Source organism: Streptomyces sp. NPDC043685 (assembly GCF_056436585.1).
The window spans coordinates 1-13,069 of the sequence record NZ_JBWKCH010000018.1 but is presented as its reverse complement, the minus strand read 5'-3'; the positions used below and the strand labels follow the sequence as shown (position 1 = coordinate 13,069).

At 68.8% G+C, this 13,069-nt stretch carries 10 protein-coding genes and 3 pseudogenes; 6 read left to right on the top strand and 7 right to left on the bottom strand.

The features are described from left to right. Positions 1 to 197: 197 nt before the first annotated feature. A pseudogene (locus AC0665_RS37275) lies at positions 198 to 296 on the top strand (IS5-like element IS4811 family transposase); the annotation flags it as partial. A gap of 141 nt (positions 297 to 437) precedes the next feature. Here AC0665_RS37275 and AC0665_RS37270 read toward each other — a convergent pair. Both AC0665_RS37270 and AC0665_RS37265 read right to left on the bottom strand, forming a co-directional pair. After that, positions 438 to 818, bottom strand: a complete 381-nt coding sequence (locus AC0665_RS37270) for a GntR family transcriptional regulator (RefSeq protein ID WP_478610951.1) — start codon at positions 816 to 818, stop codon at positions 438 to 440. Between the two features lie 6 nt (positions 819 to 824). Further along, positions 825 to 1,769 (bottom strand): DUF1648 domain-containing protein, encoded by a 945-nt coding sequence (locus tag AC0665_RS37265; protein ID WP_478610948.1) that lies wholly within the window; start codon positions 1,767 to 1,769, stop codon positions 825 to 827. 589 nt (positions 1,770 to 2,358) lie between these two features. Between AC0665_RS37265 and AC0665_RS37260 the strand changes: the two genes are divergently transcribed. After that, positions 2,359 to 3,297, top strand: coding sequence for an intradiol ring-cleavage dioxygenase (locus tag AC0665_RS37260; RefSeq protein ID WP_478610945.1), 939 nt, complete (start codon positions 2,359 to 2,361; stop codon positions 3,295 to 3,297). A 9-nt stretch (positions 3,298 to 3,306) separates the two neighbouring features. Then, a complete protein-coding gene (locus AC0665_RS37255; RefSeq protein ID WP_478706788.1) occupies positions 3,307 to 4,170 on the top strand; it encodes a triphosphoribosyl-dephospho-CoA synthase in 864 nt (287 codons plus the stop codon). A gap of 195 nt (positions 4,171 to 4,365) precedes the next feature. Here AC0665_RS37255 and AC0665_RS37250 read toward each other — a convergent pair. Further along, a pseudogene (locus AC0665_RS37250) lies at positions 4,366 to 4,512 on the bottom strand (HNH endonuclease); the annotation flags it as partial. A 285-nt stretch (positions 4,513 to 4,797) separates the two neighbouring features. Continuing rightward, the gene (locus tag AC0665_RS37245; RefSeq protein WP_478706787.1) at positions 4,798 to 5,808 is read right to left on the bottom strand and encodes a winged helix-turn-helix domain-containing protein; all 1,011 of its coding nucleotides are present in this window, start codon (positions 5,806 to 5,808) and stop codon (positions 4,798 to 4,800) included. Here AC0665_RS37245 and AC0665_RS37240 point away from each other — a divergent pair. Further along, positions 5,795 to 6,307 (top strand): SH3 domain-containing protein, encoded by a 513-nt coding sequence (locus AC0665_RS37240; RefSeq protein ID WP_478706786.1) that lies wholly within the window; start codon positions 5,795 to 5,797, stop codon positions 6,305 to 6,307. The genes AC0665_RS37245 and AC0665_RS37240 overlap by 14 nt on opposite strands. Positions 6,308 to 6,726: 419 nt before the next feature. Here the strand turns inward: AC0665_RS37240 and AC0665_RS37235 are convergent, their stop codons facing one another. Beyond that, positions 6,727 to 7,320, bottom strand: coding sequence for a TetR/AcrR family transcriptional regulator (locus AC0665_RS37235; protein ID WP_478610935.1), 594 nt, complete (start codon positions 7,318 to 7,320; stop codon positions 6,727 to 6,729). A 116-nt stretch (positions 7,321 to 7,436) separates the two neighbouring features. On the opposite strand from AC0665_RS37235, the gene AC0665_RS37230 reads away from it, so the two are divergent. Beyond that, the gene (locus AC0665_RS37230; protein WP_478706808.1) at positions 7,437 to 8,360 is read left to right on the top strand and encodes an NADP-dependent oxidoreductase; all 924 of its coding nucleotides are present in this window, start codon (positions 7,437 to 7,439) and stop codon (positions 8,358 to 8,360) included. 250 nt (positions 8,361 to 8,610) lie between these two features. Here the strand turns inward: AC0665_RS37230 and AC0665_RS37225 are convergent, their stop codons facing one another. Next, positions 8,611 to 9,768 carry a glycoside hydrolase family 31 protein gene (locus AC0665_RS37225; RefSeq protein ID WP_478706807.1) on the bottom strand — a complete coding sequence of 386 codons (1,158 nt, stop codon included), beginning with the start codon at positions 9,766 to 9,768 and terminating at the stop codon, positions 8,611 to 8,613. A 258-nt stretch (positions 9,769 to 10,026) separates the two neighbouring features. Continuing rightward, positions 10,027 to 10,155, bottom strand: a complete 129-nt coding sequence (locus AC0665_RS37220; protein ID WP_478610932.1) for a hypothetical protein — start codon at positions 10,153 to 10,155, stop codon at positions 10,027 to 10,029. Positions 10,156 to 10,843: 688 nt separating this feature from the next. Here AC0665_RS37220 and AC0665_RS37215 point away from each other — a divergent pair. After that, a pseudogene (locus tag AC0665_RS37215) lies at positions 10,844 to 12,846 on the top strand (RICIN domain-containing protein). Positions 12,847 to 13,069: the final 223 nt, after the last annotated feature.

The following is a 13,069-nucleotide window of genomic DNA, read 5'->3' as shown; positions in this document are numbered from 1 at the left end:
GCGTGACCGTCGGCAGGCCCTTGGCCCACAGGTGGGCGATGCGGGTGTGGTCGAGGACCAGGGCGTGGGCGCCCTGGTTAAGGAACTGGGCGGCGAGGGTGCGCAGGATGGTCGTGCTGCCGCCGCCGGTGCCGCTGCAGTCCAGGATGTGCGGGACGGCGTAGATGTCGACGGCGATGGCCCGGCCATCGGTACTCGCCCGCCGACACGCACGCGACTACGAACGACTCATCCAGCACTCCGAATCGCTGATCACCTGGGCTGCGGTCACCCTCATGACCAGGCGCATCACCCGCAGGCAGTCCCGCCGTACGGGTCAGCCGGCGCCCCGCGACAAAGACAGGGACTGACGTTCACCCGGACCATCACCACTCGGGTTCCACCGCGTCCCAGCCCCTCAACTCTCCCACGGGGAGCAGAACCCAAGCCCGAGGCGTTCAGGGTGACGTGGTGACGGGTGAGCTGGACAGGCAGTCGTGCACCAGAGACAGGAGCTCCTGGTCCGTGAGACCGAACTCGCGTGCCTGGGTGATGAGGCCGTGCACGGCCTCGGTGAGCCGGGCCTGGTCCGCGATGCCGGGCACCGCGGTGATCACCGCGCCCCGGCCACGGCGCAGCTCGATCAGGCCCTCGTCACGCAGTCGCTGGTAACCGCGCAGAACCGTGTGCACGTTGACGCCCAGCGACTCGGCGACCTCGCGGGCAGGCGGCAGTCGCTCACCCGGGGCTGCCGTGCCGTTGGCGATTGCTCCTCGTACACAGGCGGCGATCTGTTCGCCCAGCGGCACGGGAGAGCTCGGAAGCACCCGAAACACCATTCCTACTCACGCTCCCGCCACGTGGCGATTTATCAGGCCGTTGAGTAGCGCAGCGGCGGTCGTCGAGTCGTCGACGGTGACCACGTATTCGCGCCCCCCTGCCGTGCGGACCGATAGCGCTTCCCCCGAACGCAGCACCACGCCCCGCCGGTTCGGACGTATCCGATAGCCCCAGCCGCCGAAGTCCCCCATGGCGTTGACCTGGATGCTGCTTGCCCTGACGATGCTGCCGAGCGGCAGGACCAGTCGAGGCCTGGGCAGGACCGTCGAGGCAACCGTAAGTCCGCGCCGGTCGACGGTAACCCGGACACCGGCGAACGGTGCGCAGGTAAGACCGAGGACGAGCGGCAGCAGTCCCGCCTGCCAGGGACCGAACGCCACGGCGAACAGCCCGCAGAGTGTGACGACGTCGGCCGGGAACAGCAGTGCGCGGGAGATTATGGTGCGGCTCCAGGCCGCAGCCTCGCCCTCGGTCAGCAGTAGGGCAGGGGACAGCCGCGTGGGCGCGGTGCGCGGCCCGCCGCTCGTCAACAACCAGGCCAGCGCCCCGGTGGCCAGGCCCGCGAGCAGTAGAACGGCCATATGCCACATCGGCAGTTGTACTTCAGCCGGATCCTGGACGTCCGTGTTGACGAGGACGGTGAAGACTAAGGGATAACCGAGCGTGACTGCTGTGCCGGCGCCGACCGCGGCGGTCAACCGCGCCCCAGGACTCTCCTTGGAGACCAGGGTCAGCGCTGTGAACAGCAGCCCAAGACCAACGAGCAGGCCACTGCCGAACCACAGCGCGGCGGTCCGGCCCGTGAAGCCGTCAGCCCCACCATCCCCCGAGAAGTGGGTGGCGATCCGCCCGGGCAGCCGGTCGTAGCTCGCCAGAAAGATACCGACGTAGGCGGCGGTAGCGACGCCGAACGGAACGGCCGTCAGGGCACACCTGCGAATGACGGTCATGACTCCCCCTCGTGCCATTGTTCTCATTGAAATAGAACAATGGCAGCCTACTTCAGGACCGCCCACCTTCAAGACCCTCGTTCCTGAAGCTGCGTCAAGTGACAGGCAGCTAGGCAGGGCTTGTTCGCGCCCCAGAGACAGTCTGGAGCTGACACCGCCAGCTCATCAGACGGCCCAAAGCACCCCCTCAACACCCGGAGGGTTCAGAAACAGGCACTCAGAATGTAGCGGACGTGGGGAGGCCAGCCCGGGGTGCGGTGACGCTCGATGACCTGTGCGTGCGGGAAGTCCGGCAGTCCTCCCGTGTGGTCGCGATGCAGGCGTCTGGGCGGTGATTCCACCGGATGGGGAACAAGTCCTCCCGTAGGCGGCGGATCAGCCCCTGTCGTAGGCCGGCCCCCCACCGGTGCCCTCACATGACCCGTGCCGCCACGCTGGTGGCGCCGTGTGCGCCGCAATCGGGGAAGGCCTGGACGCCGACTACGTCTTCCTCCTACCCCTCTTACCAGCGGCGGACAACTACGCATTCTCGGCTTGCGCACAGTGACAGCTCAGGCTCTTGACAGACGCCGTCCTTACGCTCATAGACATGACCGGAAACCACAAAGACACCTCGATCACCAGGCGCCGCGCCCTCGCGGTGGCCGGCAGCACGGTCGCCGCCAGCGGCCTCGCCATGGCCGGATACCAGGCCGCCTTCGCCGATGACGCCACGGCCACCGCCGATGCAACCGCCAGCGCCAGCGCCTCGGCGGCCTCCACCAGCGGCGAGTGCATGACACTGATGTCGAGTGTCACCGAGGGCCCGTACTACCTGGACGGTGCCCTGGTCCGTAAGGACATCACCGAGGGCAAGAGCGGTGTCCCACTGACCCTGCGTCTCACCGTCGTTGACGCCACCGACGGCTGTACCCCGGTGCCCGGTGCCGCCGTGGAGATCTGGCACTGTGACGCCTGGGGTTACTACTCCGGCTACACCACCGCCAACCCCGGCGGCTCCGCGCCCGCGGAGAGCGAAGACGGTTCGACCGCCAACGACAACACCTACCTGCGCGGCTACCAGATCGCCAACGCCAACGGAGTCGTCAAGTTCGAGACGATCTTCCCCGGCTGGTACACCCCCCGCACCTGCCACATCCACCTGAAGGTGCACACGGGCGGTGAGAAGGAGGACGGCACCTACGAGGGCGGCAAGGTCAACTACACCGGCCAGCTGTTCTTCGCCGACGACATCGCCGAGGACATCTTCACCCTGGAGCCCTACTCCCAACACTCCGGCAGCTACACCACCCTCGACAATGACATGGTGTACGACGGCGGCGGCGCCTCCAGCGGTCTGCTCACCCTCGAGGCCGTGCACAAGAAGGACCCCTCCAAGGGCTACAAGGGCTTCCTCACCCTTGGCGTCGACCCCGACGCGGAGAACACCGGCGCGGGCGGCGGCGGTGGCGTGGGCGGTACGCCTCCGAGCGACGCCCCCACGGGCACGCCGCCAAGCGGCGGTGCCCCGGCCTCGGCGTCCTCCTGAGGTACGGCCATGAGCAGCCGCGAGGACGAGGTACTGGCGCAGGCCGCCGTGACCGCGCTGACCGGACAGCTGGCGCTCGCCCCCAAGCCCGGTCTGCCCGATCCGCGCGACTTGGCCGCCCGTAGGACCCCGGTGGACCACAGCGTCCTGCGCTGGTCTGCCAAGGCGCTCACGCCCGGCCTCGCGGCGATGGCCGCCGCGGCCCGCCGCACGGGCGAACCCACGCCCCAGCTCCGCACCGAACTAGGGGCGATCGGCCGCTGCACCGAGCACTCGGTGGGCCTGGCAGGCGGCGGCCACCGCGGCGCCCTGTGGGTGCTCGGGCTGCTGGTCGCCGCGGCCGCCCTCGACCCGCTTGCCGGAACGAAGGACGTGGCCGCAGCCGCCAAGCGCATCGCCGCCCACCCCGATCGACGGGCCCCGCGACGGCCCTCGCGCGGCTCTTCGATCTCGGCGAAGTACGGCGCCGCAGGGGCACGGGGCGAGGCAAGGGCCGGGTTCCCGCACGTACGGCGGGCGCTGGACGCCCTCGCCGCCGCCCGCTCGACCGGCGCCGACGAGAACGAGGCTCGCCTGGACGCCCTGCTCACCGTCATGTCCACTCTCCAGGACACCGAACTCCTGCACACCGCGGGCCCCATGGGTCTCCGGGATGTCCAGGCCGGCGCCCGCCGGGTCCTCGACACCGGCGGCACGGCGACGGAGGCCGGCCGCGAAGCCCTGCACGCCTTCGACACCGAACTGCACGCGCTCGAGTGGAGCCCGAGAGGGAGCACAGGGCTGTTGGCGGGGGCACTGTTCCTGGACTCGCTTCCGATAGCCACCGGTTCAAAGTCCGGCACCGGCATCAATGCGCGAATACGGGCTGCCTGACTGGCCGTTCACTCTCCGTCCGCGTGCCTGCGTCACCCGATCAGTGGCCACACTGACAACGCTCACGCACCGGCTCAGCCGTTCACACCTTTTCGACTTCCGACAAGACGACAGGCCGACGGTTGACTCCACCGTACCGAAAGCGACCTAATCGGCTCTAACAAGAGTGCGTGATTATGCGACTGTCGACTTGATCGCTCGCTGCGCCGACGCGCTGCTGTCCCAAGCCTCGGCCTGGTGCACCATGTGGTCGATGTCCAGGCCGGAAACCGACGTCACGGTGACGCCGTCGTAGTGGGAGAACCAACGGCCGCCACCGATGCGGCAGCCAGCGCCGACGGTGACGGATCGTTACCGCTGTAGAGGGGGGCTCAGTGCAGGTCCTGCCGCTCCTTCTGCCCACCGCTCCGCTATGACCAGCTCGACGCTCGCCGTCAAGAGTTGCGGCGGCCAAGTCAAGATCACCGTATCCTGTCGCCCACTCGTACGGCGGGCTATTCGGCCCCAACCACTCCGGCGGCTGCGAGGAATCCAATGATGCTCAGTACCTGTTTCTGAACATCCAGCTCCTCGTAAAGGGGCTGAACCAGCCGAGAGTGCGCCGTTCGCGAAATGTGTGGCGCAGGCTCAAGCGGTGGTGTTGAGGAGGCTGGTGCCCAGCGGGGTCGTGGTGTGGAGGGCGGTGTTGTGGTGGCGGGCGGTGATGGTCAGCCCGGCGGTGCGCAGAACGGTCGCGTGCTGGCTGGCGCTGGCCGGGGAGATACCGGCATGGCGGGCGAGTTCGGTGGTGGTGCAGCCAGGGTGATGGGCGATGGTCCACAGCACGATGGCCCGGGTGTGGCCGAGGAGCGTGGCCAGGGAGTTGGGGACGGTGCTGAGGACCCGTGCGGTCTCCGTAGGCGGCAGAGCGAGGTCTGTGTCGTCACGCCGGACGGGGTAGGTCAGATACGGCTGAGGTTCGGCGCTCGCGCCCAGCAAAGGGGATGCGACCCCGAAGACGGACGGAATCAGCAGCAGGCCGCGGCCAGAGAGATGAATGTCGTCGTCCGCACCGCTGGCCATGGTGAGTTCCAGAACAGGCGGCTTCCACTTGATGTGGCGGGGGTTGAGTCCGGATAGCAAGGTGTGGAGTCCGCCGTGGGCGGCATGACGTCTGCGCAGCGCTTGGTCCGCGGTGCTCAGAGCGTCGATGCGCTGTTGGTAGGGAGCGATGACGTTCTGGTACGCGTGGGCTGCGACGTCGGTCAACTCCCGCAGCAGCTCTTTGTCGCTACCGAGCGACTGCGTCCAGGCCGGCACCGGCCGCTGATGGTCGCGGCTGGCCCAAACCTCCACGTCCTTCCGGAGACGGGCAGCAGGCATAGCCCGGATTTGATCCAGCACTTCTCCGATGTTTTCGGCTGCCGGGAGACCGAGGAAGCCCACTGACCAGCCCGTTGACGGAATCAGATCGAACAACTGTTGCACCCTTGGGGACAAGCGCCGCAACGATTCCCGCCTCCAGGACCCGAACCGGGTCGGATGACTGCGTTCCTGCAGTTGCCGCAGCGCGATATTCAGCTCAAGAAATGGACGGGGTGCCTCCGCGAAACGGGTGCGGGCCACGTCCTCAACGGTGAAGTGGATGCGTACCGGCATGGCTCAGAGCATGTCCAGTATGTCGTTATTCGGGCTAGGTCAAATCACGTCGTCTCTCAACCAGCCGCCCAGCCATCCTGGTCAAAGTCCCCGGATCGAAAACAAGTACCTGTCCGAGGCAACAGATACTCAACTTGTGCGAGCAAAGGAGACCCTTGTGCGCCTACACCGCTCCCTGACCGCTGTCGCCCTCACGGCCGGACTCACCATAACCGGCCTGACCGGGGCGGTAGCTGCCGCTCCCACCGACGCCGCTGCCTGTGGGGTCACCGCGAGCAACCGTGACACCAGCGCTTACGGGCAGTACTTCCTGCGGGATGTCAATCTCCGCAAGGGCCCGGACTGGCAATGTGAGATCACCACTACCGCCACCCCCGTCAACCAGGTCGACTATTGGTGCACGACTGACGGGTTCACGTACCTGCGCACGGCATCAACGAAGTACGGCTGGGTCTACAACGGATACTTGAAGGGTGGTGGCTCCTCCATTCCGTGCTGAGCACGGAGGCGTTCACCGTCTTTGGCTCCGTGTGTTCCAGCGGGCAGCACCTTGGCCCGCCGATCAACAGAGGCCAGTGCGTCTTGCGTGGTAGCGGGCGGTGCTGTGAAGGTACTGACAACCTGTTGGTGATCAAGGTGCCGGATCCTCGGCGGGCTCCCGGGTGGCGGTGGTGGTGACCACTGCCGCGGCGCCGACGCTTCTCTCGCTCGCATCACGTCAGCCGCAGCAACCTCCGTTCGGGGAACGGTCACCGTGACTGTTCCCCGAACGCTTTCCCTAAGTTCTCATATCGGACTGACAGTCCCTGACCTGCTGATATGAGGTTCAGAAACAGGTACTCAGCGGTGCGGCCCGTTAGTGGAGGGCTGTCACTTCGAAGAAACACCGCAGGTCGGCATCCCGGCGGTGGGACCGCGTCACCGGCCGGGCCGTCGTGCGTCGATCAGTGCTCCGACCGATGTACGGACGCGTGCGTCGACCGCAGCCGGCGGGTCTGTCGGCAACTTGCCCTCCAGATAGAGGAAGGCGAGCCCGTGGAGCAGCGCCCAGCACGCCACGCCCAGGGCGTCAGGGTCAGCGTCCGGACGGGCGTGCGCGGCGGCCCGGCGGACGAAGGCGTCCACGTCCGCCGCGGCCGCGTCCCGCTCGGTGTCCGCGGGGTCGCAGGAGGTCCTGAACATGATCCGGAACAGAGCGGGGTGTGCGAGCGCGAAACGCACGTAGGCGACGGCCAGGGCGGCGAAGTCGTCAGGAGTCGCGGCGGCGGGGGCAGCCGCGGCGAGACAGCCGTGCAGTTCCCGGCAGCCCTGTGCCGCCAGGGCCGACACCAGCGCGTCCTTGTCCGCGTAGTGCCGGTAGGGAGCGGCCGGGGACACGGACGCGCGGCGGGCGACCGCGCGCAGTGACAGTTCGGCTCCCTCCTCCAGCAGTTCACGGGCCGCCTCGAGGCAGGCGGCTCGCAGGTCGCCGTGGTGGTACCGACCGCGGGGGGAGGTGGTGGACGTCGCCATGAGATCTCCTTTCCCTCCCATCATCGCAGCAACGACGAGTGAAGTTGACGCTGCTTACATTTGAGGACTAATGTAAGCGCTGTACACATTTTGAGAGTGAAAGGCACGTGCTGGTCATGAAAGCGATCCTCGCCCGTACGTACGGAGGCCCCGACGTCCTGGAGCTGGCCGAGACCGACACCCCCGAGGTCGGCGCCGGCTCGGTGCTCGTGCGGGTTAAGGCCACCGCGGTCAATCCGGTCGACTGGCACATCGTCGCCGGTCACATGGACGGCCTCCTGAAGGTCGCCCTGCCCGTCGTGCCCGGTTTCGACGTGGCGGGCGTGGTCGAGGCGGTCGCCCCCGACGTCACCCAGTTCGCCGTCGGCGACGAGGTCATCGGCTACGTCCGCACGGAGCAGGTGCAGCACGGCACCTACGCGGAGTTCGTCGCCGCACCCGTACACACCCTGGGGCGCAAGCCCGCGTCGCTGGACTGGGAGCAGTCGGCCGGCCTTCCGCTGGTCGGACTCACCGCGCTGCAGGCGCTGGTAGCGGTCGGCGTCAGCGCGGGGGAGACCGTGCTGGTGCACGCAGCGGCCGGCGGCGTCGGCTCACTGGCCGTCCAGATCGCGGTGGCGCGGGGCGCCCAGGTCATCGGTACGGCCAGCGAGCGCAACCACGACTTCCTGCGGTCGCTGGGCGCCGAGCCCGTCACCTACGGCGAGGGCCTGGCCGAGCGGGTGCGGCAGTTGGCCCCCAAGGGGATCGACGCCGCGGTGGACTGCGTGGGCGGTGACGCCGTCGCCGTCTCGCAGGAACTGCTCACGGACTCCTCGCGAGTCGCCTCGATCGTCGACCAGCAGGTATCCGCGAAGGGCGGGCACCACGTGTTCACTCAGCCCGTCAGCGCGGACCTCGAGGAGCTCGCCACGCTCGCCGACGCCGGCAAGCTCACGGTCCACGTCGACCGCGTCCTGCCCCTCGCGGCGGCGGCCGAGGCGTTCCGCCTTAGCCAGACCCGGCGCGCCCGGGGCAAGATCGTGCTCGACGTCGGCTGACCCGGCATTGCACCCCCCGGTGCCCCCGGAACAGGACTCCGCGGCACCGGGCTGTGCGACCGCCGTACCACCGGCACGAAGTGGCCGCCACCATGCCGCCACGCAACGCTGGGCACCTGCCGTTCCTCTTCCGGTACAACACCGGGCCCCGGCTCCCACGACCCGCCCTTCAACACCGCACAGCAGGCTGGGCGGCAACGGGAGGTCGCCGCCGGGCTCGATGACCGGGGGCGCGCCGAACGGCGGTCCGTCATGCGTCGGTGAGACGCTCGAAACGCGGGATGCGTGCGAGGTCGCATCGCACCGTCACGGCTGTGGGGCCCTCGACGACAGTGCCGTCGTCGCCGCGCCAGCGGCCTGCCGGGAGGGCGACTCTCCGCTCGGTGGCGCCCTGCGTGGTCACCGGTGCCATGATGAGGTCCGGGCCGAGGAAGAACTGATCGGTGACGTTCTCCAGTCCGCTCGCGTGGTAGGCCATCGGGCGCACGATCGGCTCACCGGTCCGGGCGGCCTCGTCCACGAGGTCGAGGATGAGCGGCAGGAGGGACGCTCGGACCGCCAGCGCCGCGTGTAGCGCGGCGAGATGGACGTCGTCGAGAACGCGGGAGGGCCTGACCGAGAACTGCATCATCGGACTCAGTGCCGCGATCTGGGCGTACCGGACGAAGAATTCCTGGTCCGTCGCCCCCTGCTCGCCCATCGCCACGATCTCACCCCCGCCGATCATGTCGGGGCAGGTGAAGGGGTGGCCGATCATGCCCTGGGCGAGCATCTCGGGGATGAGCGACTCGATCCCGGCCGTGCCCCACCGGGGCGGCTTGTCCTGCAGCCGCTGCCCGAGCGGCTGACCGCCCATCCGCCAGCACGCCCGGTACTCGTTGAACGGGTATCGCAGTCCCACCCGTGCCCACGCCTCGCACAGGTCGACCGGTTCGGCCGGCGTGGCCGTGAGGTCGTCGGCGCGGTAGTCCCGTATGTCGCCGGCGTCGAACTTGAAGCCGTCGACGCCGGTCTCGGCCATGAGGGTGTCGAGGTGGCCCGTCAGCCAAGCGGTGGCGGCGGGATCGGTGAGGTCGAGGAGGGCGCTGAACCCGTTCCACCAACGGCGGATCGCGGTGTCGCCGTTCTGGTCGCGGATCAGCAGCCCCTTGCCTTCGAGTTCCCGGAAGGCGGCGGAGTCCGGGCTGACGAACGGGACGACCCACACCATGACCGAGAAGCCCCAGTCGTGCAGTCGGCGGATGATCGCCGCCGGGTCGGGGAAGCGGGCACCGTCGAACCGCCAGGTGCCGTAGCCGGGCGACCAGTAGTCGTCGATCATCAGGACACCGGGCGGCATCCCGGCGGCCAGGAGATCGGCGGCGAACCGCAGGACCGCCTCCTGCGTGGGCGTGTAGGGGAGGTCGATCCACGTGTTGTACTGCGGCCCGGTGAACAGTTCCCGCGCGGGCGCCCGCCCCGACGGGGGGGGAAGAAGCGGCGCGCGGCCCTCTGGTACGCCTCCCGCAGGGTGGCGCCGGCCCCGCAGACGCGGACCTGTCGTCCCGTCACCCGCAGCGAACCGCCCTCGCCGCCTTCGAACGCGAAGGTGAAGGGCCGGTCCGACCAGATCACGCGCCCGTGCGTCGATACCAGCAGCGGGCTGCTCTGATTCGACGGCGCCCCGTCACCGGACGACTGCGCCGAGATCACGTACGAACGGTTGCTCACCATAAGGCATCGGCAGGCCGTCCTCCGCGGCGCCGCCCCACCAGCACTCGCCTGCATCGAGGATCAGCTCCACTTCGTCGTCCACGGTCAGTTCCCCGAGACCGCCCACGGGCGGAACAGGCACAGGGTGGGAGGACATCATCACGACCTTTCAGCGGGAGGAGAGACGCCCGCTGTCGACGATCACACAAAATCCAACGTGTTTCGACAAAATCATTGACGATCGTTCGCCCCAGTCCTACTTTTCTGCTCAACTCACCGAGCCGCGGTCGCATATCAGACGGGGGTGGATGCCGAGCAGGCGCGTCCTTCACGGACCCCGACCCGCCGGCCGCTCTCCTCCCCCACGCCCCCTGGAGAGCAGATGAGCGCAAGATCCACTCATCCCGGACTCGCCGACAGCTCGGAGCGCCCTTCCGGTCTGTCGGCCCCCCTCCCCTCCGACCCGCTCCCTGCTGCACCACAGCTCCGAACTTTGGCTGGGCGCCGACGTCGGCACGAGCACGTTGCCCCAGGACGCCCCGTTCCGCCGGACGCCTGGCCAAATCGCCCAATCCCGTGACATCCCGACCCGCTACACCGGGCACGCGGACCAGGCTGCATCGCCCGGTCTCCACCTGCATCGAGCGCGTGGACGCCCCCTGGTCCGACGTCTGCTGACGCGCCGGGACCGACCACACTGCCCGTGCCCCACCGACTGCCCTCACGGCCCTTCGCTGCCCCGGGCCGTTCCTGAGGCCGGTTTCCCTTCCACCTCCCCTCTGGAGAGCCGCATGTCGCGCACCCCCGCCCGAAGATGGGTCAGACGGGTCACCGCCCAGGTGATCGCCGCCGCACTCGCCGTCGCCGGTCTGGCGAGCCTCGACCGACAAGAGCCGTCTGTTCCCCTGGCCGCCGAACCGGCCGCCGTGAGCACCAGCCAGATCGGCGTCACCCCGCCACCGATGGGCTGGGCGCGTCCTGGAACACCTTCTTCAGCAGCATCGACCACAACGTCATCAAGCAGCAGGCAGACGCCCTCGTCTCCCCCGGGATGGCGGCGGCCGGCTACAAGTACGTCAACCTCGACGACGGCTGGTGGCAGGGCCAGCGCGACGCCGACGGCAACATCGTCGTGGACGAGAACCTGTGGCCCGGCGGCATGAAGGCCATCGCCGACTACATCCACAGCAAGGGCCTGAAGGCAGGGATCTACACCGACGCGGGCAAGCAGGGCTGCGGCTACTACTACCCCACCACCCGGCCCGCGGCTCCCAACACCGGGATGGAGGGTCACTACCAGCAGGACCTGGAGACCTTCCAGCGCTGGGGCTTCGACTACGTCAAGCTCGACTTCTGCGGCGGCCGGGTGGAGGGACTGAACCAGGAGACCACGTACAAGGCGATCTCCGCCGCGAACGAGGCCGCCTCCGCGGTCACCGGCCGCAAGCTGGTGCTCTCCTTCTGCGAGTGGGGTTCCGGCCTGCCCTGGAACTGGGCGACCGGCTACGGCGACCTGTGGCGCACCAGCGACGACGTCCTCTTCTACAAGGAGACGCCGGGGCTGACCAAGATGTACCGCAACTTCGACCAGGCCCTGCAGCCCTCGGCCCAGCACACCGGGTACTACAACGACCCGGACATGCTGATGGTCGGCCTGAACGGCATGACCGCCGCCCGCAACCGGCTGCACATGAGCCTGTGGTCCATGGCCTGCGCCCCGTTGCTGGCCGGCAACAACGTCGCCACGATGACGGCGGAAACCCGTGACATCCTCACCAGCCCCGAGGTCCTCGCCATCGACCAGGACCCGCGCGGGCTCCAGGGGGTCAAGGTCGCCGAGGGCACCCGGGGCCTGCAGGTGTACGGCAAGGTGCTCTCCGGCACCGGCAAGCGCGCTGTGATGCTGCTGAACCGCACCGGCTCCGCCGCGAACATCACCGTCCGCTGGGCCGACCTCGGCCTGACCGGCGCCTCCGCCACCGTGCGCAACGCCTGGACCCGTACCGACGCCGGATCGTTCGCCACCGGCTACACCACCTCCGTCCCCTCGAACGAGGCGGTGCTCCTGACGGTCTCCGGCACCGAGGCCACCGGCAGCACGTACGAGGACACCACCACCGCCACCACCCCGACGTTCAGCGGCGTCACTGCCGGCGCGGCGGGCACCAAGCTGGTCGACATCACCTACGCCAACGGCGGCAGCACGACCCGCAAGGCCACTGTCCAGGTCAACGGTCAGTACAAGTACATCGTGGCGTTTCCGCCGACCGGCTCTGCCACCACCTACCGCACCGTGTCCGTGCTGGCGAGCCTGGCCAAGGGCAGCAACACCGTAAGCTTCGCCGCGGTGTCCGGCAGCACCGCACCCGACATCGACGCCCTCCGCGTCCAGAGCATCCCCGGCACGGACGGTGCAGCCCTGGTCGGTACCGCGTCCGGCCGCTGCGTGGACATCGACAAGAGCACCTACGTCAACGGCACCCAGGCGCAGATCTGGGACTGCTCCGGCGGTCGCAACGAGACCTTCACCCAGAGCTCGGGCGGTGAACTCGTCGTCTACGGCAACAAGTGCCTCGACGCCGAAGGCAGCGGCACCACCAACGGCACCAAGGTCATCATCTGGGACTGCACGAACGGCAGCAACCAGAAGTGGACCATCAACTCGGACGGCACCATCACCAACAACCTCTCCGGCCTCTGCCTGGACGCCTCGAACGCGGCGACCGCCAACGGCACCAAGCTGATCCTGTGGACCTGCACCGGAGGGGCCAACCAAAAGTGGACCCGCGCCTGAGACCCCAGGCAGGGCCCTGACCATCCACCCATCCGGTGTCAGACCAGGAGCGACTGCCCACCGAAGAGGCCGACACGGCACAGCACTGGTCGCGGGGGGGGGGGGCCGGCCCCCCCCCCCCCCCCCCCCGGGGCGCCCCCCCGCGCCCGCGCCCCCCCCCCCCCCCCCCCCCGGCGGCGCGCGCTTTGGCGCCGGGCGCCCCCCCGCCCCCTCCCGCGGCGCG